The sequence below is a fragment of the Pseudomonas sp. LY-1 genome, assembly GCF_053502595.1.
In genome coordinates, this window is sequence record NZ_CP094353.1 from 2,211,455 (window position 1) to 2,232,426 (window position 20,972).

18 protein-coding genes are annotated in these 20,972 nt (G+C 59.4%); 13 read left to right on the forward strand and 5 right to left on the reverse strand.

The window, feature by feature from the left end; translation table 11 throughout:
- Position 1 precedes the first annotated feature (1 nt).
- The 9 genes from sdhA to MOQ67_RS10215 all read left to right on the forward strand — a co-directional run bounded on the left by sdhA (position 2) and on the right by MOQ67_RS10215 (position 13,303).
- On the forward strand, positions 2-1,774 hold the full coding sequence (gene sdhA / locus MOQ67_RS10175) for a succinate dehydrogenase flavoprotein subunit (RefSeq protein ID WP_017846765.1): 1,773 nt from the start codon (positions 2-4) through the stop codon (positions 1,772-1,774).
- 11 nt (positions 1,775-1,785) lie between these two features.
- The gene (locus tag MOQ67_RS10180) at positions 1,786-2,490 is read left to right on the forward strand and encodes a succinate dehydrogenase iron-sulfur subunit (RefSeq protein WP_017846766.1); all 705 of its coding nucleotides are present in this window, start codon (positions 1,786-1,788) and stop codon (positions 2,488-2,490) included.
- 261 nt (positions 2,491-2,751) lie between these two features.
- Positions 2,752-5,583, forward strand: a complete 2,832-nt coding sequence (locus MOQ67_RS10185) for a 2-oxoglutarate dehydrogenase E1 component (RefSeq protein WP_017846767.1) — start codon at positions 2,752-2,754, stop codon at positions 5,581-5,583.
- A gap of 44 nt (positions 5,584-5,627) precedes the next feature.
- Positions 5,628-6,851 carry a 2-oxoglutarate dehydrogenase complex dihydrolipoyllysine-residue succinyltransferase gene (gene odhB, locus MOQ67_RS10190; RefSeq protein WP_017846768.1) on the forward strand — a complete coding sequence of 408 codons (1,224 nt, stop codon included), beginning with the start codon at positions 5,628-5,630 and terminating at the stop codon, positions 6,849-6,851.
- 101 nt (positions 6,852-6,952) lie between these two features.
- Complete coding sequence (gene lpdA / locus MOQ67_RS10195) at positions 6,953-8,389, forward strand: dihydrolipoyl dehydrogenase (protein ID WP_017846769.1); 1,437 nt, start codon at positions 6,953-6,955, stop codon at positions 8,387-8,389.
- Between the two features lie 203 nt (positions 8,390-8,592).
- Positions 8,593-9,759, forward strand: a complete 1,167-nt coding sequence (sucC, locus tag MOQ67_RS10200; protein ID WP_448675921.1) for an ADP-forming succinate--CoA ligase subunit beta — start codon at positions 8,593-8,595, stop codon at positions 9,757-9,759.
- Entirely contained in the window at positions 9,759-10,640 is an 882-nt protein-coding gene (sucD, locus tag MOQ67_RS10205) for a succinate--CoA ligase subunit alpha (RefSeq protein WP_003172813.1), read from the forward strand. The genes sucC and sucD overlap by 1 nt, the downstream gene beginning before the upstream one ends.
- Positions 10,641-11,069: 429 nt before the next feature.
- A complete protein-coding gene (gene brnQ, locus MOQ67_RS10210; protein ID WP_198717321.1) occupies positions 11,070-12,383 on the forward strand; it encodes a branched-chain amino acid transport system II carrier protein in 1,314 nt (437 codons plus the stop codon).
- Positions 12,384-12,562: 179 nt separating this feature from the next.
- Positions 12,563-13,303 (forward strand): DUF599 domain-containing protein, encoded by a 741-nt coding sequence (locus MOQ67_RS10215; RefSeq protein ID WP_017846772.1) that lies wholly within the window; start codon positions 12,563-12,565, stop codon positions 13,301-13,303.
- A gap of 113 nt (positions 13,304-13,416) precedes the next feature.
- Here the strand turns inward: MOQ67_RS10215 and MOQ67_RS10220 are convergent, their stop codons facing one another.
- Positions 13,417-13,668, reverse strand: coding sequence for a hypothetical protein (locus tag MOQ67_RS10220; RefSeq protein ID WP_017846773.1), 252 nt, complete (start codon positions 13,666-13,668; stop codon positions 13,417-13,419).
- Positions 13,669-13,826: 158 nt separating this feature from the next.
- On the opposite strand from MOQ67_RS10220, the gene MOQ67_RS10225 reads away from it, so the two are divergent.
- From MOQ67_RS10225 to MOQ67_RS10240, 4 genes are all read left to right on the forward strand, one after another.
- Positions 13,827-14,303, forward strand: coding sequence for a PaaI family thioesterase (locus MOQ67_RS10225; protein ID WP_017846774.1), 477 nt, complete (start codon positions 13,827-13,829; stop codon positions 14,301-14,303).
- Positions 14,300-14,752, forward strand: coding sequence for a PaaI family thioesterase (locus tag MOQ67_RS10230; protein WP_017846775.1), 453 nt, complete (start codon positions 14,300-14,302; stop codon positions 14,750-14,752). Before MOQ67_RS10225 ends, MOQ67_RS10230 begins: the two co-directional genes overlap by 4 nt.
- 89 nt (positions 14,753-14,841) lie before the next feature.
- Positions 14,842-16,746, forward strand: a complete 1,905-nt coding sequence (htpG, locus tag MOQ67_RS10235) for a molecular chaperone HtpG (protein WP_017846776.1) — start codon at positions 14,842-14,844, stop codon at positions 16,744-16,746.
- Positions 16,747-16,813: 67 nt separating this feature from the next.
- A complete protein-coding gene (locus MOQ67_RS10240) occupies positions 16,814-17,542 on the forward strand; it encodes a dienelactone hydrolase family protein (protein WP_198717322.1) in 729 nt (242 codons plus the stop codon).
- 98 nt (positions 17,543-17,640) lie between these two features.
- Here MOQ67_RS10240 and MOQ67_RS10245 read toward each other — a convergent pair whose 3' ends face one another.
- The 4 genes from MOQ67_RS10245 to fabA form a co-directional block, all read right to left on the reverse strand.
- Entirely contained in the window at positions 17,641-18,507 is an 867-nt protein-coding gene (locus MOQ67_RS10245; RefSeq protein ID WP_128192192.1) for a pirin family protein, read from the reverse strand.
- A gap of 64 nt (positions 18,508-18,571) precedes the next feature.
- Complete coding sequence (locus tag MOQ67_RS10250; RefSeq protein ID WP_104903621.1) at positions 18,572-18,988, reverse strand: OsmC family protein; 417 nt, start codon at positions 18,986-18,988, stop codon at positions 18,572-18,574.
- A gap of 222 nt (positions 18,989-19,210) precedes the next feature.
- Complete coding sequence (gene fabB / locus MOQ67_RS10255; protein ID WP_017846780.1) at positions 19,211-20,431, reverse strand: beta-ketoacyl-ACP synthase I; 1,221 nt, start codon at positions 20,429-20,431, stop codon at positions 19,211-19,213.
- A gap of 11 nt (positions 20,432-20,442) precedes the next feature.
- The gene (fabA, locus tag MOQ67_RS10260; protein ID WP_003190035.1) at positions 20,443-20,958 is read right to left on the reverse strand and encodes a 3-hydroxyacyl-[acyl-carrier-protein] dehydratase FabA; all 516 of its coding nucleotides are present in this window, start codon (positions 20,956-20,958) and stop codon (positions 20,443-20,445) included.
- Positions 20,959-20,972 lie beyond the last annotated feature (14 nt).

The window sequence follows — 20,972 nt, forward strand, 5'->3', positions numbered from 1 at the left end:
CATGGCTAACATTCCAACTATTTCCTTCGACGCCATCATCATTGGTGGCGGCGGCGCCGGCATGCGCGCAGCGCTGCAACTGGCTCAGGGCGGTCACAAGACTGCCGTGATCACCAAGGTGTTCCCGACGCGTTCCCACACCGTATCGGCCCAGGGTGGCATCACCTGCGCCATCGCCTCCGCCGACCCGAACGATGACTGGCGCTGGCACATGTACGATACCGTCAAGGGCTCCGACTATATCGGTGACCAGGACGCTATCGAATACATGTGTCAGGAAGGCCCGGCCGCCGTGTTCGAGCTGGACCACATGGGTCTGCCGTTCTCGCGTACCGAGCAAGGTCGTATCTACCAGCGTCCATTCGGCGGTCAGTCGAAGGATTACGGTAAAGGCGGCCAGGCTGCCCGTACTTGCGCCGCGTCCGACCGTACCGGTCACGCGCTGCTGCACACCCTGTATCAGGGCAACCTGAAAGCCGGCACCACGTTCCTGAACGAGTACTACGCGGTTGACCTGGTAAAAAACCAGGACGGCGCATTCGTCGGCGTGATCGCTATCTGCATCGAAACCGGTGAAACCACCTACATCCGCGCCAAGGCTACCGTTCTGGCGACCGGCGGTGCAGGTCGTATCTACGCCTCGACCACCAACGCACTGATCAACACCGGCGACGGCGTTGGCATGGCGCTGCGTGCCGGCGTGCCGGTGCAAGACATTGAAATGTGGCAGTTCCACCCGACCGGCATCGCCGGCGCCGGTGTACTCGTCACCGAAGGTTGCCGTGGTGAAGGTGGCTACCTGATCAACAAGCACGGTGAGCGTTTCATGGAGCGTTATGCTCCGAACGCGAAAGACCTTGCCGGTCGTGACGTTGTAGCCCGTTCCATGGTCAAGGAAATCATCGCCGGCAACGGCTGTGGCCCGAACGGCGACCACGTGCTGCTCAAGCTCGATCACCTCGGCGAGGAAGTGCTGCACAGCCGCCTGCCAGGTATCTGCGAACTGTCCAAGACCTTTGCGCACGTTGACCCGGTGGTTGCTCCGGTTCCGGTTGTTCCGACTTGCCACTACATGATGGGCGGCGTGCCGACCAACATCCATGGCCAGGCAATCACCCAGAACGCCGACGGCGTGGACGAGATCATTCATGGTCTGTTCGCGGTGGGCGAAGTGGCTTGCGTATCGGTTCACGGCGCCAACCGTCTGGGCGGCAACTCGCTGCTCGACCTGGTGGTCTTCGGCCGCGCTGCCGGCCTGCACCTGGAAAAGGCGCTGACCGACGGCATCGAATACGATGACGCTACCGACGCCAACATCGAAGCTGCCCTGGCGCGTCTGTCCGCTCTGAACGAGCGTACCGAAGGCGAAGACGTGGCTACCCTGCGTCGCGAGCTGCAAAGCTGCATGCAGAACTACTTCGGTGTATTCCGTACCGGTGAATACATGCAGAAGGGTATTGCCCTGCTGGCTGACCTGCGCAAGCGCATCGCCAACGTCAAGATCAACGATAAGAGCCAGGCGTTCAACACCGCTCGTATCGAAGCCCTTGAGCTGCAAAACCTGTTGGAAGTGGCTGAAGCGACTGCGATTGCCGCCGAGGTTCGTAAAGAGTCCCGCGGTGCTCACGCTCGTGAAGACTACGAAGACCGTGACGATGAAAACTGGCTGTGCCACACCCTCTACTTCCCGGGTGAAAAGCGCGTCACCAAGCGTGCCGTTAACTTCTCGCCGAAGACGGTTCCGATGTTTGAACCGAAAATTCGGACTTACTAAGGGTGGCTGCCATGTTGAAAGTCAGTGTGTATCGCTACAACCCTGATCGGGACGCTGCGCCGTTCATGCAGGAATTCCAGGTCAATACCGGTGGTAAAGACTTGATGGTGCTGGATGTGCTGGCCCTGATCAAAGAGCAGGACGAAGGGTTCTCCTATCGTCGCTCTTGCCGTGAAGGTGTTTGCGGCTCCGACGGTATGAACATCAACGGCAAGAACGGCCTGGCGTGCATCACGCCGCTGTCCGCCGTGGTCAAAGGCAACAAGCTGATCATTCGTCCTCTGCCAGGTTTGCCGGTTATCCGTGACCTGGTCGTCGATATGAGCATCTTCTACAAGCAATACGAGAAGGTTAAGCCATTCCTGCAGAACGATACGCCGGCTCCGGCCATCGAGCGTCTGCAGTCCCCGGAAGAGCGCGAGAAGCTCGACGGCCTGTACGAGTGCATCCTGTGCGCTTGCTGCTCGACGTCGTGCCCATCCTTCTGGTGGAACCCGGACAAATTCCTGGGCCCGGCTGCTCTGCTGCAAGCATATCGCTTCCTGGCAGACAGCCGTGACACCCAGACCTCCGAGCGTCTGGCTTCACTGGATGACCCGTTCAGCGTATTCCGCTGCCGCGGGATCATGAACTGCGTCAACGTATGTCCTAAAGGCCTGAACCCGACTAAGGCCATTGGTCACATCCGTAACATGCTGCTGCAAAGCGGCGTGTAATTGACGTTGTAGCAAAGCAGGACCGTTGTGCCCGTAAATGCTACGGCGCAGGCTTCAACCGGCGCCGTAGTCTTAACTTGAGCAGCGACTTACAAAGCCGCGGCTCTTATTTTGAAGAAATGAGACAAGCAGGGGCATTCGGGTTGGTACCCGAACTATCAGCGTGATCCTAAGTGGCTTGTTTTGGTCGCTGCACTTGGCCTTTTGCAAGCAAACTCGGTGTCGCCGCCGGTGGTGTCCCCAAATCGAGGGTGACCAAGCATGCAAGAAAGCGTGATGCAGCGCATGTGGAACAGCGGCTATCTTTCAGGTGGTAACGCTGCCTATGTGGAAGAGCTTTATGAGCTCTACCTGCACGACCCTAACGCTGTGCCAGAAGAATGGCGCACCAAATTTCAGACGTTGTCTTCAGACGGCAACGCTGCCACCGATGTATCGCACGCAACAATTCGCGATCAGTTCGTGCTGCTGGCAAAGAACCAGCGCCGCGCCCAACCGGTTTCAGCCGGAAGCGTGAGCAGTGAGCATGAGAAGAAGCAAGTTGAAGTACTGCGACTGATCCAGGCCTACCGTATGCGCGGCCACCAGGCGGCCCAGCTCGACCCGCTGGGGCTCTGGAAGCGTCCTGCACCTGCAGACCTGTCGATCAATCATTACGGCTTGACCAATGCCGATCTTGATACGACCTTCCGTGCCGGAGACCTGTTCATCGGCAAAGAGGAAGCGAGCCTACGCGAAATTCACGAAGCGTTGCAGCAGACATATTGCCGCACCATTGGCGCTGAGTTCACGCACATCACCGACTCCGAACAGCGTCACTGGTTCCAGCATCGCCTGGAAGGCGTGCGTGGCCGTCCGGTGTTGTCTGCCGATGTGCGCAGCCACCTGCTTGAGCGCGTGACCGCAGCCGAAGGTCTCGAAAAATACCTGGGCACCAAATACCCGGGCACCAAGCGTTTCGGCCTGGAAGGCGGCGAGAGCCTGATTCCGATGCTCGACGAGCTGATCCAGCGTTCCGGCTCCTACGGCACCAAGGAAATCGTGATCGGCATGGCCCACCGTGGCCGTCTCAACGTGCTGGTCAACACCTTCGGCAAGAACCCGCGCGACTTGTTCGACGAGTTCGAAGGCAAGAAAAAGGTCGAGCTGGGTTCCGGTGACGTTAAATACCACCAGGGCTTCTCGTCCAACGTGATGACCACCGGCGGTGAAGTTCACCTGGCCATGGCCTTCAACCCGTCCCACCTGGAAATCGTTTCTCCAGTGGTCGAGGGTTCGGTGCGGGCTCGCCAGGATCGTCGTAACGACGCGACCGGTGAGAAGGTTCTGCCGATTTCCATCCACGGCGACGCGGCATTCGCCGGTCAAGGCGTGGTCCTGGAAACCTTCCAGATGTCGCAGACCCGCGGCTTCAAGACCGGCGGTACCGTTCACATCGTCATCAACAACCAGGTGGGCTTCACCATCAGCAACCCGTTGGACGCGCGTTCCACCGAGTACGCCACCGACGTTGCCAAGATGATCCAGGCGCCGATCCTCCATGTGAATGGTGATGATCCGGAAGCCGTGCTGTTCGTGACCCAACTGGCTGTCGACTACCGCATGCAGTTCAAGCGTGACGTGGTGATCGACCTGGTTTGCTACCGCCGTCGCGGTCACAACGAAGCGGACGAACCAAGCGGCACCCAGCCGTTGATGTACCAGCAGATCACCAAGCAGCGCACCACCCGTGAGCTGTACGCCGAAAGCCTGACCAAGGCCGGTGTGATTGACGAAGCGCGTGTTCAGGCGAAAGTCGACGAATACCGCAACGCGTTGGACAATGGTCTGCATGTTGTAAAAAGCCTGGTCAAAGAGCCGAACAAAGAGCTGTTCGTCGACTGGCGTCCGTACCTGGGCCACGCCTGGACTGCGCGTCACGATACGTCGTTCGATCTGAAGACTCTGCAGGAACTGTCTGCCAAGCTGCTGGAAATTCCTGACGGCTTCGTCGTACAGCGCCAGGTCGCGAAGATCTACGAAGACCGTCAGAAGATGCAAGCCGGCGGCCTGCCGATCAACTGGGGTTACGCCGAAACCATGGCGTATGCGACCCTGGCGTTCGAAGGTCACCCGATCCGCATGACCGGCCAGGACATCGGCCGTGGTACGTTCTCGCACCGTCACGCGGTTCTGCACAACCAGAAAGACGCAGGCACCTACATCCCGCTGCAACACCTGTACGAAGGCCAGCCACGTTTCGACCTGTACGATTCGTTCCTGTCCGAAGAAGCCGTACTGGCGTTCGAATACGGTTACTCGACCACCACGCCTAACGCGCTGGTGATCTGGGAAGCCCAGTTCGGCGACTTCGCCAACGGTGCCCAGGTGGTTATCGACCAGTTCATCACCAGCGGCGAGCACAAGTGGGGCCGTCTGTGCGGTCTGACCATGCTGCTGCCACACGGTTATGAAGGTCAGGGTCCGGAGCACTCCTCGGCCCGTCTGGAGCGTTACCTGCAGCTGTGCGCCGAGCACAACATCCAGGTGTGCGTGCCGACTACCCCGGCCCAGATCTACCACTTGCTGCGTCGCCAGGTCATTCGCCCGCTGCGCAAGCCGCTGGTAGTGCTGACGCCGAAATCGCTGTTGCGTCATAAATTGGCCATCTCGACCCTGGAAGATCTGGCGGAAGGCTCGTTCCAGACCGTTATTCCAGAAATCGATACACTGGACGCGGCCAAGGTCACTCGCCTGATCCTGTGCAGCGGCAAGGTCTACTACGATTTGCTGGAAAAACGCCGTGCCGAAGGCCGCGAAGACATCGCCATCGTGCGTATCGAGCAGCTTTACCCGTTCCCGGAAGATGACCTCATGGAGATCATCGCGCCTTACACCAACCTCACTCATGTAGTGTGGTGTCAGGAAGAACCGATGAACCAGGGCGCCTGGTACAGCAGCCAGCATCATCTGCGTCGCAGCATTGGTAACCACAACAAGGCCCTGGGCCTGGAATACGCCGGTCGCGATGCTTCTGCCGCGCCTGCCTGTGGTTATGCATCGATGCACGCCGAGCAGCAGGAAAAACTCCTGCAAGATGCTTTCACTGTTTAACGCCTTCGCGCTGACTGAAACCGAATTTTAAGGACCCACAGATAATGGCTATCGAAATCAAAGCCCCGACATTCCCGGAATCGGTTGCCGATGGCACCATTGCCACTTGGCACAAGAAACCAGGCGAGGCTGTAAAGCGTGACGAACTGATCGTCGACATCGAGACCGACAAAGTCGTTCTGGAAGTGTTGGCTGAAGCTGACGGCGTGTTGGGCGCGATCATTGCCAACGAAGGCGATACCGTCCTGTCCAACCAGGTACTGGGCTCGATCGAAGCGGGCAGCGCTGCTGCCGCTCCGGCTGCCGCTGCACCGGCTGTTGCTGCTTCTGCTCCAGCTGCCGCTCCGGCGGCGGGTGGCGAAGATCCAATCGCCGCACCGGCTGCTCGTCAACTGGCCGAAGAGAACGGCATCAACCTGGCTTCCATCAAAGGCACCGGCAAAGACGGCCGTGTGACCAAGGAAGACGTGGTTGCTGCCGTTGAAGCCAAGAAAAACGCTCCAGCTGCCGCACCCGCCAAGGCTGCAGCGCCTGCTGCCGCTGCTCCTGTGTTCGCCGCTGGCGACCGCACCGAGAAGCGCGTGCCGATGACCCGCGTGCGTGCCACCGTGGCCAAGCGTCTGGTTGAAGCACAGTCGAACATGGCGATGCTGACCACCTTCAACGAAGTCGACATGACCGAAGTCATGGCCCTGCGTTCGAAGTACAAGGACCTGTTCGAGAAGAGCCACAACGGCGTGCGCCTGGGCTTCATGTCGTTCTTCGTGAAAGCGGCCACCGAAGCGCTGAAACGCTTCCCGGCAGTCAACGCTTCCATCGACGGCAGCGACATCGTTTACCATGGTTATGCAGACGTCGGCGTTGCCGTGTCCAGCGACCGCGGCCTGGTGGTTCCGGTTCTGCGTAACGCCGAGCTGATGAGCCTGGCTGAAATCGAAGGCGGCATCGCCGGCTTCGGCAAGAAAGCCCGTGACGGCAAGCTGACCATCGACGAGATGACCGGCGGCACCTTCACCATCACCAACGGTGGTACCTTCGGTTCGATGATGTCGACTCCGATCGTCAACCCGCCGCAAGCTGCGATCCTGGGCATGCACAACATCATCCAGCGTCCGATGGCCATCAACGGCCAAGTCGTGATCCGTCCGATGATGTACCTGGCGCTGTCTTACGATCACCGCCTGATCGATGGTAAAGAAGCCGTGACTTTCCTGGTGACCATCAAGAACCTGCTGGAAGACCCAGCTCGTCTGCTGCTGGATATCTGATAGAAGCAGCTGCGGGCCTCAAGTGACAGGCTGCCGGATACGGCAGTCGGGCTTGGGGCCTGCGGCTTGACAGCTTGCTGCTAAATAGAGGAACTATTTTCATGTCGCAGAAATTTGACGTTGTAGTGATTGGTGCAGGTCCTGGCGGCTATGTTGCCGCTATCAAGGCCGCACAACTGGGCCTCTCGACTGCTTGCATCGAAAAATACACCGACAAGGAAGGCAAACTGGCACTGGGCGGTACCTGCCTGAACGTTGGTTGCATTCCTTCCAAGGCGCTGCTGGACAGCTCCTGGAAATTCCACGAAGCGCAAAGCGGTTTTGCCATCCACGGCATCCACCACGCTGGCGTGACCATGGACGTACCCGCGATGGTCGGCCGTAAAGCCAACATCGTCAAAGGCCTGACCTCCGGCGTTGCCACCCTGTTCAAGGCCAACGGCGTAACTTCCCTGCAAGGCCACGGCAAGCTGCTGGCCGGCAAGAAAGTTGAAATCACCAAGCCGGACGGTTCGGTCGAAATCATCGAAGCCGAAAACGTGATCCTGGCTCCAGGTTCGCGTCCGATCGACATTCCACCAGCACCTGTTGACCAGAAAGTCATCGTTGACTCGACCGGCGCCCTGGAATTCCAAGCAGTTCCCAAGCGTCTGGGCGTGATCGGCGCCGGCGTGATCGGCCTGGAACTGGGTTCGGTCTGGTCCCGCCTGGGTTCCCAGGTCACTGTGCTCGAAGCCCTGGACACGTTCCTGCTGGCTGCTGACACCGCAGTGTCCAAGGAAGCCCTGAAAACTCTGACCAAACAGGGTCTGGACATCAAGCTGGGCGCTCGCGTGACCGGCTCGAAGGTCAACGGCGAAGAAGTGGTCGTGACCTACACCGACAAGGATGGCGAACAGACCATCACCTTCGACAAGCTGATCGTAGCCGTTGGTCGCCGTCCAGTGACCACCGACCTGCTGGCAGCCGACAGCGGCGTGAACATCGACGAGCGTGGTTTCATCCACGTTGACGATCACTGCGCTACCACCGTTCCTGGCGTCTACGCCATTGGCGACGTGGTTCGCGGCATGATGCTGGCGCACAAGGCTTCCGAAGAAGGCATCATGGTTGTCGAGCGCATCAAGGGCCACAAAACCCAGATGAACTACGACCTGGTCCCATCGGTTATCTACACCCACCCGGAAATTGCATGGGTCGGCAAGAACGAACAGCAGTTGAAAGCTGAAGGCGTTGAAGTTAACGTCGGCACCTTCCCGTTCGCTGCTTCTGGTCGTGCCATGGCAGCCAACGACACCGGTGGTTTTGTCAAAGTCATCGCTGATGCCAAGACTGACCGCGTATTGGGCGTCCATGTGATTGGCCCAGGCGCAGCAGAACTGGTCCAGCAGGGCGCAATCGGTATGGAATTCGGCACCAGTGCCGAGGACATCGGCATGATGGTTTTCTCCCATCCGACCCTGTCCGAAGCATTGCACGAAGCCGCGCTGGCAGTGAATGGTCATGCCATTCACATCGCGAACAAGAAGAAGCGCTAAAACGAGATAATAAGAAACCACGGCGGTTGCCCGTCGTGAGCCTTGCGCGCAAGACTCACCGCGGAATATCCGCTGGACGCAGCGTTGCGCAGCTTGACCGGGCTTGAGTCCGGCAAGTTGCGTAAGCAGCAGTCACAGGTGGCGCGGCACTCATAATGAGCGCAGCGCCGAATGCGCAGTACCTAACGAAGACGGTAAAAAGCATGAATCTTCACGAGTATCAGGGTAAGCAGCTGTTCGCTGAATACGGCCTGCCAGTATCCCAGGGCTACGCAGTAGACACCCCGGAAGCAGCAGCAGAAGCTTGCGATAAAATCGGCGGGACCGAATGGGTTGTAAAAGCCCAGGTTCACGCAGGTGGTCGCGGTAAAGCGGGCGGCGTTAAGCTGGTTCGCAGCAAAGAAGACGCCAAGGCCTTCGCACAGCAGTGGCTGGGCAAGCGTCTGGTGACTTACCAGACTGATGCCAATGGCCAGCCAGTCACCAAGATCCTGGTTGAATCGTGCACTGATATCGCTAAAGAGCTGTACCTGGGCGCTGTCGTTGACCGTTCGAGCCGTCGCATCGTGTTCATGGCTTCCACCGAAGGTGGCGTGGACATCGAAAAAATCGCTCACGATACCCCTGAAAAAATTCTGAAAGCCACTATCGATCCACTGGTTGGCGCTCAGCCATTCCAGGGTCGCGAGCTGGCTTTCCAGCTGGGTCTGGAAGGCAAGCAAGTTGCCCAGTTCGCCAAGATCTTCGTAGGTCTGGCCAAACTGTTCCAGGATCACGATCTGGCCCTGCTGGAAGTGAACCCGCTGGTGATCAAGGCTGACGGCGATCTGCATTGCCTCGACGCCAAGATCAACATCGACGCCAACGCCATGTACCGTCAGCCTAAGCTGAAGACTTTCCACGATCCGTCGCAAGACGATCCGCGCGAAGCGCACGCTGCCAAGTTCGACCTGAACTACGTAGCCCTGGAAGGTAACATTGGCTGCATGGTCAACGGTGCCGGCCTGGCCATGGGTACCATGGACATCGTCAACCTGCATGGCGGCAAACCAGCCAACTTCCTCGACGTGGGCGGTGGTGCTACCAAAGAACGCGTAACCGAAGCCTTCAAGATCATCCTGTCCGACTCCAATGTCGCTGCAGTACTGGTCAACATCTTCGGCGGCATCGTTCGTTGCGACATGATTGCCGAAGGCATCATCGGTGCAGTGAAAGAAGTCGGCGTGAAAATCCCGGTTGTTGTTCGCCTTGAAGGTAACAACGCTGAACTGGGCGCTAAAGTACTGGCAGAAAGCGGTTTGAACATCATCGCGGCTACCAGCCTGACCGACGCTGCTCAACAAGTTGTCAAAGCTGCGGAGGGCAAATAATGAGCGTCCTGATCAATAAAGACACCAAAGTTATCTGCCAGGGTATTACCGGTTCGCAAGGTAGCTTCCACACCCAGCAAGCCATCGAATACGGCACCAAGATGGTTGGTGGTGTAACGCCGGGCAAAGGCGGCACCGAGCACCTGGGCCTGCCAGTGTTCAACACCGTTAAAGACGCAGTAGCTGCCACTGGCGCGACCGCCAGCGTGATCTACGTTCCGGCTCCTTTCTGCAAAGACTCGATCCTGGAAGCGGCGTTCGGCGGCATCAAGCTGATCGTGTGCATCACCGAAGGCATTCCTACCCTGGATATGCTGGACGCCAAGGTCAAGTGCGACGAGCTGGGTGTGGTCCTGATCGGCCCTAACTGCCCAGGCGTGATCACTCCAGGCGAATGCAAGATCGGCATCATGCCTGGTCACATTCACTTGCCAGGTAAAGTCGGTATCGTTTCCCGTTCCGGCACCCTGACCTACGAAGCTGTGAAGCAGACCACTGACGCCGGTTTCGGTCAGTCGACTTGCGTCGGCATCGGCGGTGACCCGATCCCAGGCTCGAACTTCATCGACATCCTGAAGCTGTTCCAGGAAGACCCGAAGACCGAAGCGATCGTCATGATCGGTGAGATCGGCGGTTCGGCTGAAGAAGAAGCGGCAGCCTACATCAAGGCCCACGTGACCAAGCCGGTTGTTTCCTACATCGCTGGTGTGACTGCCCCTGCTGGCAAGCGCATGGGCCATGCTGGCGCAATCATCTCTGGCGGCAAAGGCACTGCAGACGAGAAATTCGCTGCACTGCAAGACGCAGGCGTAAAAACCGTGCGTTCGCTGGCAGACATCGGCAAGGCCTTGGCCGAGCTGACCGGTTGGGCAGTCAAGTAAGCCTCGCGCTTAACTGACGCTTCACCAGCAAAGGCCACCTTCGGGTGGCCTTTGTGCATTCTGGGCGGCCCATTTATTGAAATGTACTTGGTCCCATGTGGGAGGGGGCTTGCCCGATAGCGGTGGCTCAGTCACTGATGATGTGATTGAACCTCCGCTATCGGGAGCAAGCTCCCTCCCACATTTTTTGTCTGTATTGCCACATTAAGTATGAAAACACGACATTCCAATGTCGCTTATCGGACAGTTCGCCCTGCAACAGTGCGTTTATCGGCCAAATTCTGTAACCTTGCCGCCTCTTTAAGCGCTCGCATCCCAAAAGGAAGCCGCGCGCTAGACCGGTCGGTGCCCACAAGGGCCGGCAGCATTTCCCTCATCCATAGGGAAGCCCTCTCTAAATTCCGATTCAGTAGTGTGGTATTTCCTCAAATGAAAGTGTTGAAAAGCCAGGACATCCTGGCGTTGGGCTTCATGACTTTTGCCCTGTTTGTGGGGGCCGGCAACATCATCTTCCCGCCTATCGTTGGTTTGCAGTCCGGACCCCATGTCTGGATGGCGGCGTTGGGTTTCCTGATCACCGCGGTCGGGCTCCCGGTGGTCACCGTGATCGCCCTGGCCAAGGTCGGTGGTGGTATGGATGCGTTGAGCAGCCCGATCGGCAAGATCGCCGGTGGCCTGCTGGCGGCGGCAGCGTATCTGGCGGTAGGGCCGCTGTTCGCCACCCCGCGTACCGCGACTGTGTCCTTTGAAGTGGGCCTGGCGCCGTTGACCGGTGAAAGCCCGCTGGCGCTGTTCCTCTACAGCGCGGTGTACTTTCTGGTGGTGTTTTTCGTCTCCCTGTACCCGGGCCGTCTGTTGGACACCGTGGGCCGTTTCCTGGCGCCACTGAAAATCATCGCGCTGTCCATCCTTGGTATCGCCGCGTTTGCCTTGCCGGCCGGTGAAGTGGGCGTCGCCAACCCGGAATACGTGGCCGCGCCGTTCTCCCAAGGCTTTATCTATGGTTACCTGACCATGGATACCCTGGGCGCGCTGGTGTTCGGTATCGTGATCGTCAACGCGATCCGTTCTCGTGGTGTCGAATCGCCTAAATTGATCACCCGCTACGCGATCATTGCCGGGCTGATTGCCGGCGTCGGCCTGGCGTTGGTGTATGTCAGCCTGTTCCGCCTCGGGGCGGGCAGCCATGAGATCGCCGCCGGTGCCGCCAATGGCGCCGCCGTCCTGCACGCCTACGTGCAACACACCTTTGGTTCCCTGGGCAGTGGCTTCCTGGCCGTGCTGATCTCTCTGGCCTGCCTGGTCACCGCCGTCGGCCTGACCTGTGCCTGCGCCGAGTACTTCAGCCGGATCCTGCCGCTGTCCTACAAGACCCTGGTGGTGATCCTGGCGCTGTTCTCGCTGTTCGTGTCCAACCTGGGCCTGACCAAACTGATCGCGTTTTCGATCCCGGTACTCACTGCGATCTACCCGCCATGCATCGTGCTGGTGGCTTTGAGCTTCTGCAAAGACTTCTGGCAGGAGCAGAGCCGCATCGTTGGCCCGGTGATGTTGGTGTCGTTCATCTTCGGCTGCATCGATGCGCTCAAGGGCGCCGGCCTGGCGGGCTGGATGCCGTCGCAATTGGCCAACCTGCCGTTGAGCGAGCAGGGCCTGGCGTGGCTGGTGCCATCGGTGATGATGCTGGTGGCCGCGGTGGTGGTTGACCGCATGCTGGGCAAGCGCAGCGAAGCGGTCGCGTAACCCCAGGCTTCACGCTGTATTGAAATGCCCCGTATCGATTGATACGGGGCATTTTTTATGGGCGGCGGGCAGTGTCTTTTTCCGTGGGCTAACGTCGAAGGAGTAACGCAAAGCTCAAGCTGGAACCCGGCGCCCACACTTAACCGGGTTCATGAAATCTGTCGTGTATAAGGACCCGCATGCCGTTTATCGAAGCCAACCTGATCCACTTGCTTGCCGCCCTCTGGTTCGTCCTCTGTTGGGGCGGCTACACCCGTTATGCCACCTGGAAAGCCCGCGACACTGCCTGTCTGGCCAGCGTGCTGCACCTGTATCGCGAAGACTGGATGCGTCGCATGCTGCTGCGCGACAACCGCATCGCCGACGCCAGTGTGATTGGCAATCTTGAGCGCAACGCCTCGTTCTTCGCCTCCAGCACCTTGATCATCCTTGCGGGCATTCTCACCGTGTTGGGCGCCTCGGAGCGGGCAGTTTCATTGCTGGCCGATATTCCGCTGGTGCAGCAGGCATCCCAGGGCATGTCGGAGATCAAGCTGCTGTGCCTGGCACTGGTGTTCGTCTACGCGTTCTTCACCTTCAGCTGGTGTATGCGCCAGTACAACTTTGCCGCGGTGCTGGTGGGGTCGGCGCCGATGATCGGCGAGCGGCACGTGTCGGAGCAGGAGCGCAAGGCGTTTGCCCTGCGGGCGGCGCGGGTGATTTCGATGGCGGCCAACCAGTTCAACTTTGGCTTGCGCGCTTACTACTTCGGGATGACCATGCTGGCATGGTTTGTCAGCCCCTGGCTGTTCATGTCGATGAGCGCCGGGGTGGTGTTGGTGCTGTATCGCCGAGAGTTTCATTCCGACGTACTGCAAGTGATGGTGTATACGCAGACCGATACGTCGCTGCCGGACGTGGCCAAAGACCCGGTGGCGTAAAGCGCTGCAGGCATAGCGCCGGTTTATCGCACTCCGCGCCAACAGCAGACAAAGTAAAGCCCGCTATCTAAGCGGGCTTTCTTTTTGCAGCCAAGCTATTTCAAGCCCCGGTATCAAGAACCGGTTGCTGGAGTAGCAGGTGCTGCTTCTTGTGCTGCGGCTTTGTTCGATTCGGCCTGAGCTTTGGCAGCATCGCCGTTTTCTTTCGCAGCTTCGTTCACTTTATCCTGTGCTGCAGCCATATCTTTCTGAGCTTGCTCAGAGTGCGCGGCGGCATCTTGGGCTTTGTTTTCGGATTTCTTGTCGCAGGCAGCGAGACCGAGGGCAGCGGCCAGCATCATGGAAATAGCTAAAGTCTTGCGCATTGGGTGTTTCTCCTTAGTGAAGATATCTACTGGCCTTTCGAGCACATGGGGCCAGCATTAGTTCCTTATATCCCACAGATATATAAAGCATTTTCCCAAGGAACTTTTTCCGACGGTCCATACTGCGCCGGCCCCACATTCATCAGAGTCTGAACCGAATGACCGAAAATCCCTTGTTAGAGCGTGCCAAGCGCTTTATTTCAGCGTTGCGCCATTGCCAAGTGCTGGGCATTACCGTTCATCAAGCCAGCGAGGAGGGGATTACCCTGGTTCTGCCCTACAGCCCGATGATCGTGGGTGATCCCCAGACGGGCGTGATCCATGGTGGCGCATTGACCTCGCTGATGGACACCGCCTGCGGCATGGCCACCCTGTGCGTGTTGCCGGAGTTCGAGGTGTGCCCGACCCTCGACCTGCGCATCGACTACATGCATCCCGCCGAACCGCACAAGCCGGTGTATGGTTTTGCCCAGTGCTACCGGGTGACCACCGACGTGATTTTCACCCGTGGTTTCGCTTATCAGGACGACCCGCAACAACCCGTCGCCCACACGGTGGGGACGTTCATGCGTATGGGCAAGCGCCTCAAGGGTGCGCAGGGGCTGGGCAGTACAGTCACGGGAGAACAGGCATGACACATCACTTCAAGACACGTCTGGAGCAGGCCCATGAGCACGGCAACTACAAGGCGCTGCTCGATCTGATCCCCTACGCCAAGCTGATCGGCATCGAATGCACGCGGATAGGCGATGAGCTGCTGTTCCGCCTGCCGGCCAACAAGGACAACATTGGTAACCCGATATTACCGGCGCTGCACGGCGGTGTGATTGCAGGCTTTATGGAACTCTGCGCCGCGTTGCACCTGCTGGTATTCACCGGCGCACCGGGCCTGCCGAAAATCATCGACTTTTCCCTGGATTACCTGCGTGCCGGCCAGTTTCGCGACACTTACGCCAAGTGCCAGGTCTGGCGCCAGGGTCGACGGGTGGCGAACGTGTCGATCACCGCCTGGCAAAGCACCGCGGCCGAACCCATCGCCACCGCCCGCGCGCATTTCAAGATCGGAGAAGTGTCCCGCCCTTGAAATCCTGGTCTTAGCCCCCAACTTTGATGACAACCCGCCGCCAACCCTTCAGGGCGCGGCCACTGCCATCCAATTGGAGTTTGATGACCATGAGTGTGGAAACTCAAAAGGAAACCCTGGGCTTCCAGACCGAGGTGAAGCAACTGCTGCACCTCATGATCCATTCGCTGTATTCCAACAAGGAAATTTTCCTTCGCGAGTTGATCTCGAACGCCTCTGACGCTGTCGACAAATTACGTTTCGAAGCCCTGTCCAAGCCGGAGTTGCTGGAAGGCGGCGCCGAACTGAAAATCCGCGTGAGCTTCGACAAAGACGCCAAGACCGTCACCCTCGAAGACAACGGTATCGGCATGAGCCGTGAGGATGCGATCACCCACCTGGGGACCATCGCCAAATCCGGCACTGCCGATTTCATGAAGCACCTTTCGGGCGACCAGAAGAAAGATTCGCACCTGATCGGCCAGTTCGGCGTGGGCTTCTACTCGGCCTTCATCGTCGCCGACAAGGTTGAAGTGTTCAGCCGCCGCGCCGGCCTTGACGCCAGCGAAGGCGTGCATTGGTCTTCGAAAGGCGAGGGCGAGTTTGAAGTCGCTACCCTCGACAAGGCTGATCGCGGTACGCGCATCGTGCTGCACCTGAAACCCGGTGAAGACGAATTTGCCGATGGCTGGCGCCTGCGCAACATCATCAAGAAGTATTCCGACCACATCGCCCTGCCGATCGAATTGCCGAAAGAGCAGGCCGCCGCCGAAGGCGAAGAAGCACCGGCCGTTGAGTGGGAAACCGTCAACCGCGCCAGCGCCCTGTGGACCCGTCCGCGTACCGAGATCAAGGACGAGGAATACCAGGAGTTCTACAAGCACATCGGGCACGACTACGAAAACCCGCTGAGCTGGAGCCACAACAAGGTCGAAGGCAAGCTGGAATACAGCTCGCTGCTCTACGTACCGGCCCGCGCGCCGTTCGACCTGTACCAGCGCGAAGCGCCAAAGGGCCTGAAGCTCTACGTGCAGCGCGTGTTCGTGATGGACCAGGCGGAATCGTTCCTGCCGCTGTACCTGCGCTTTATCAAAGGCGTGGTCGACTCCAACGACCTGTCGCTGAACGTGTCGCGGGAAATCCTGCAGAAAGACCCGATCATCGACTCCATGAAGTCGGCGCTGACCAAGCGCGTCCTCGACATGCTGGAAAAACTGGCGAAGAACGAGCCTGAGCAGTACAAAGGCTTCTGGAAGAACTTCGGCCAGGTCATGAAAGAAGGCCCGGCGGAAGATTTCGCCAACAAGGAAAAAATCGCCGGCCTGCTGCGTTTTGCCTCCACCCAGGGCGAAGACGGCGAGCAGGTGGTGTCCCTGGCCGAGTACCTGGCACGCGCCAAGGAAGGTCAGGACAAGATCTACTACCTGACCGGCGAGACCTACGCTCAGGTCAAAAACAGCCCGCACCTGGAAGTCTTCCGCAAGAAAGGCATCGAAGTGCTGCTGCTGACCGACCGTATCGATGAGTGGCTGATGAGCTACCTCAGCGAATTCGACGGTAAGACCTTTGTCGACGTGGCGCGTGGCGACCTGGACCTGGGCAACCTGGATTCCGAAGAAGACAAAAAAGCCGCTGAAGAAGTGGCCAAGTCCAAGGAAGGCCTGGTTGAGCGGATCAAGGCCTCTCTGGGCGACGCCGTCAGCGAAGTGCGGGTTTCCCACCGTCTGACCGACTCCCCGGCGATCCTGGCCATCGGCGAGCAGGACCTGGGCATGCAGATGCGTCAGATCCTCGAAGCCAGCGGTCAGAAGGTGCCGGACTCCAAGCCGATCTTCGAATTCAACCCGGCTCACCCGCTGATCGAGAAACTCGACGGCGAACAGAGCGAAGAGCGTTTTGGCGACCTGTCGCACATCCTCTTCGACCAGGCAGCCCTGGCTGCCGGCGACAGCCTGAAAGACCCGGCCGCCTATGTGCGCCGACTGAACAAGCTGTTGGTTGAACTGTCGGTTTAACCCCGTTGTAGAAAAACCCGCTTCGGCGGGTTTTTTCGTTCTTGTGCAACCTCAACTGGAGTAAATGATGAGCCAAGTCACTGTGCGTTCCGTGGTCTATCAGATTGATGGCCAGTCTTATGAAAGCCGCCTGGCCTTCGATGCCAGCCAAACCGGCCCGCTGCCGGGCCTGTTGATGGCGCCGAACTGGATGGGCGTGAGTGCGGGGGCCGAAGAGATTGCCAAGCGCGTCGCCAGCAAAGGCTACGTGGTGCTGATCGCCGACCTGTATGGGCAAACCGTGCGCCCGTCGAATAACGATGAAGCCGGTGCGGCGATGATGCCGTTGAAGAATGACCGCCCGTTGCTGAACAAGCGCATGCAGGCCGCGTTAGCGCAACTGCAAGGCCAGAGCGAAGCTGCGGTGGATACGTCCAGGTTGGCCACCTTCGGTTTCTGCTTCGGCGGTTGCTGTGCGTTGGAGCTGGCGCGCACCGGCGTACCGTTGAAGGCTGCGGTGTCGTTCCACGGCACCCTCGACACGCCAAACCCGGCGGATGCGAAGAACATCAAGGGTTCCGTGCTGGTGTTGCATGGTGCTTCCGACCCGCTGGTGCCGAAAGCACAACTGCCGGCGTTCGAAGATGAGATGAACGCGGCCGGTGTGGATTGGCAACTGCTGAGCTATGGCGGTGCGGTGCATTCCTTCACCGACCCGCATGCCAACGTGCCGGGCATGATGATGTACGACGCGAAGACCGCTGCGCGGGCCTTCCAGTCGATGCATAACTTGTTGGATGAAGTGTTCAAGGGCTAAGTCTCTGGCGTCTGTCCTGGCCTCATCGCGAGCAAGCCAGCTCCCACATTCGAGCGCATTCCTACAGGGTAAACGCGGTTAAATGTGGGAGCAGGCGGCTATCTCACCGGCAACTCAATTCTTTCGGTTTCACCGGGCACCGTTGGCCAATCCCCAGCCGCCCAACGCTGCCGGGCCTGCTCGATCACGGCCGGGTCGCTCGCGACAAAATTCCAGTTGATCCGGCGTGGCCCATCCAGCGGCGCGCCACCGAACACCACCAGGTGACAATCGCTGTCGGCAGACAGGGTCATCGCCTGTCCGCTCGGCAACACCACCAGGCTGTGTGCCTCAAGCGGCTCACCGTCCAACTGCACGTCACCCTCCAGCACATACACCGCGCGTTCTTCATGCTCGTCGGGGATCAGCAGGGTGGTGGCCGTCTGCATCTGCACATCGGCGTACAGCGTGGGCGACAGCACCGGCACCGGTGATTTGAGGCAGAAGCCATTGCCGGCGATCAGGCGGATCTGCACGCCCAAGTTGTCGCTGGTGGGCAAGCTGGCTGCCGGATGGTGGCTGTAATGCCCCGGGCCGCTCTCGTGGTCCTTGGGGGAGGCGAGCCACACTTGCAGCCCATGCAGGCTGAACCCCTTGCTCTTGATTGCTTCGGGCGTGCGCTCGACGTGGGCAATCGCGCTGCCGGCGGTCATCCAGCTCACATCGCCGGCCTGCACCATTTGGTCCGAACCGAGGCTGTCCTTGTGCTGCAAGGTGCCTTCGAACAGGTAGGTGAGGGTCGACAGGCCGATGTGCGGATGCTGGCGGATATTCATGCCGCTGCCCGGTGCATAGCGGGTCGCCAGCATATGGTCGAAAAACACGAACGGCCCGACGCTACGGCATTCTCGCGATGGCAGCGGGCGCAGGATGGGCTGGCCTTCGACATCTTCGAGGCGAGGGCGGATCACGGTGAGGGTGGTCATGGTGCGTCCCTGTCGGAGCGGGTTGGATAGCCCTGAGCATAACCCGCTCGACCGAAGGTTGCCGCTATTGGCTGAAGGCACCTTCCGACAATTTCGTCTCGATACTCACCTCGGCGGTGGTCATCAGCTTGTGTATCGGGCAGCGGTCGGCGATGCGGTGCAGTTCGTCGCGTTGCTGATCGGTGAGCACGCCCTTGAGTGTCAGCTTGACGTTGAGGTGGTACTTGCCCTTTTGCTCTTCGCTGTCGTCGCGGGTGACTTCCACGGTTACGCCGGTCAGCGGGATGCCCTTTCTCTGCGCATACAGCTTCAGGGTCAGGGCCTTGCACGACGCCAGGGCTGCGTCGAAATAGTCGTGGGGCGAGGGCGCGGTGTCGTCACCGCCCAGGCTTTTGGGCAGATCGGTGAACAACTCGTGGTTATCGATGTTGAGGCTGTGGCGGAAGTTGTCGGCATTCAGGGCGTTGACGGTAACAGGCATGGCGAACCTCTCAAGCGTGGCAGGAAGAAAGTCATGCAGTTATAGAACATGCTGGCACTCAAGTGTTCCAGGATTTTTTCCAGATGGCGGGGGGCAGGATTCCCCGCATCAGTTCGAGGCAGCGGAGCAACACCCGCGTACAGGCGAGGCGACCCCGAATTCAAGCGCAAAAAAAACGCCCCGAACCAGTCGGGGCGTTTTCATCTGATCAAGCTGCGGGGCTTACTTGCCCTGCCAGCGTTTCAGCACCAGGGTGGCGTTAGTGCCACCGAAGCCGAAGCTGTTGCTCATCACGGTGTCGACTTTTACGTTTTCGACGGTCTTGGTCAGGATCGGCATATCGGCTACGACCGGGTCCATCTCTTCGATGTTGGCCGAGCCGGCCATGAAGTTGCCTTCCATCATCAGCAGGCAGTAGATCGTTTCGTGAACGCCGGCGGCGCCCAGGGAGTGACCCGACAGGCTCTTGGTGGAGCTGATGGCCGGTGCCTTGTCGCCGAATACCGCGCGCACGCCTTCCATTTCCTTGGCGTCGCCGACCGGAGTCGAGGTGCCGTGGGTGTTCAGGTAGTCGATCGGGGTATCCACGGTGGACATGGCCATCTGCATGCAGCGGATGGCGCCTTCACCGCTTGGCGCAACCATGTCGTAGCCGTCGGAAGTGGCGCCGTAGCCGACGATTTCCGCGTAGATCTTCGCGCCACGGGCCAGAGCGTGTTCCAGCTCCTCGACCACCACCATGCCGCCGCCGCCGGCGATGACGAAACCGTCACGCTTGGCGTCGTAGGCGCGGGAGGCCTTTTCCGGGGTGTCGTTGTACTGGGTGGACAGCGCGCCCATGGCGTCGAACAGGAACGATTGGCTCCAATGTTCTTCTTCGCCGCCGCCGGCGAACACGATGTCCTGCTTGCCCAACTGGATCTGCTCAACCGCGTTACCGATGCAGTGAGCACTGGTGGCGCAGGCGGAGGAGATCGAGTAGTTCACGCCCTTGATCTGGAACGGCGTGGCCAGGCAGGCGGAAACGGTGCTGCCCATGGTCCGCGTGACACGGTACGGGCCAACGCGCTTCACGCCTTTCTCGCGCAGGATGTCCAGCGCTTCCATCTGGTTCAGGGTGGACGCGCCGCCGGAACCGGCGATCAGGCCGGTACGCACGTTCGAGACCTGATCGTGGCTCAGGCCGGAATCGGCGATGGCGTCCTTCATGGCCAGGTAGGCATAGGCGGCAGCGTGGCCGACGAAGCGATAGATCTTGCGATCGATCAACTCTTCGAGGGGCAGGTCGATGGAGCCGGAAACCTGGCTACGCAGACCCATTTCGGCATATTCCGGGTTGAAGCGGATGCCAGGGCGACTTGCACGCAGGTTAGCGGTGACGGTCTCTTTGTCATTGCCCAGGCAAGAAACGATGCCCAGACCAGTGATAACGACGCGGCGCATGCGGATAACCCTTAAAAGTTGTCAGTGGAAGTGAATACGCCGACCCGAAGGCCTTCGGCAGTATAGATCTCGCGACCGTCGACAGTCACCGAACCGTCGGCGATCGCCAGGTTCAGCTTGCCCTTGAGGACGCGCTTGATTTGAATGTTGTAGGTGACTTTCTTGGCACTCGGCAGAACCTGGCCAAAAAACTTCACTTCGCCCGAACCCAGGGCGCGACCGCGGCCCGGCAAGCCTTGCCAGCCGAGGTAGAAACCGACCAGTTGCCACATGGCGTCGAGGCCCAGGCAGCCCGGCATGACAGGGTCGCCTTCGAAATGGCAGGCGAAGAACCACAGGTCCGGGGTGATATCCAGCTCGGCGACCAATTCACCTTTGCCGTACTTGCCACCCTCTTCACTGATATGGGTGATGCGATCCACCATCAGCATGTTCGGGGCGGGCAGTTGCGCGTTACCTGGGCCGAACAGCTCACCGCGACTGCAGCGCAGCAGGTCTTCCCGAGTAAAGGCGTTTTGTTTGGTCATGCGAGCTCCTCAAT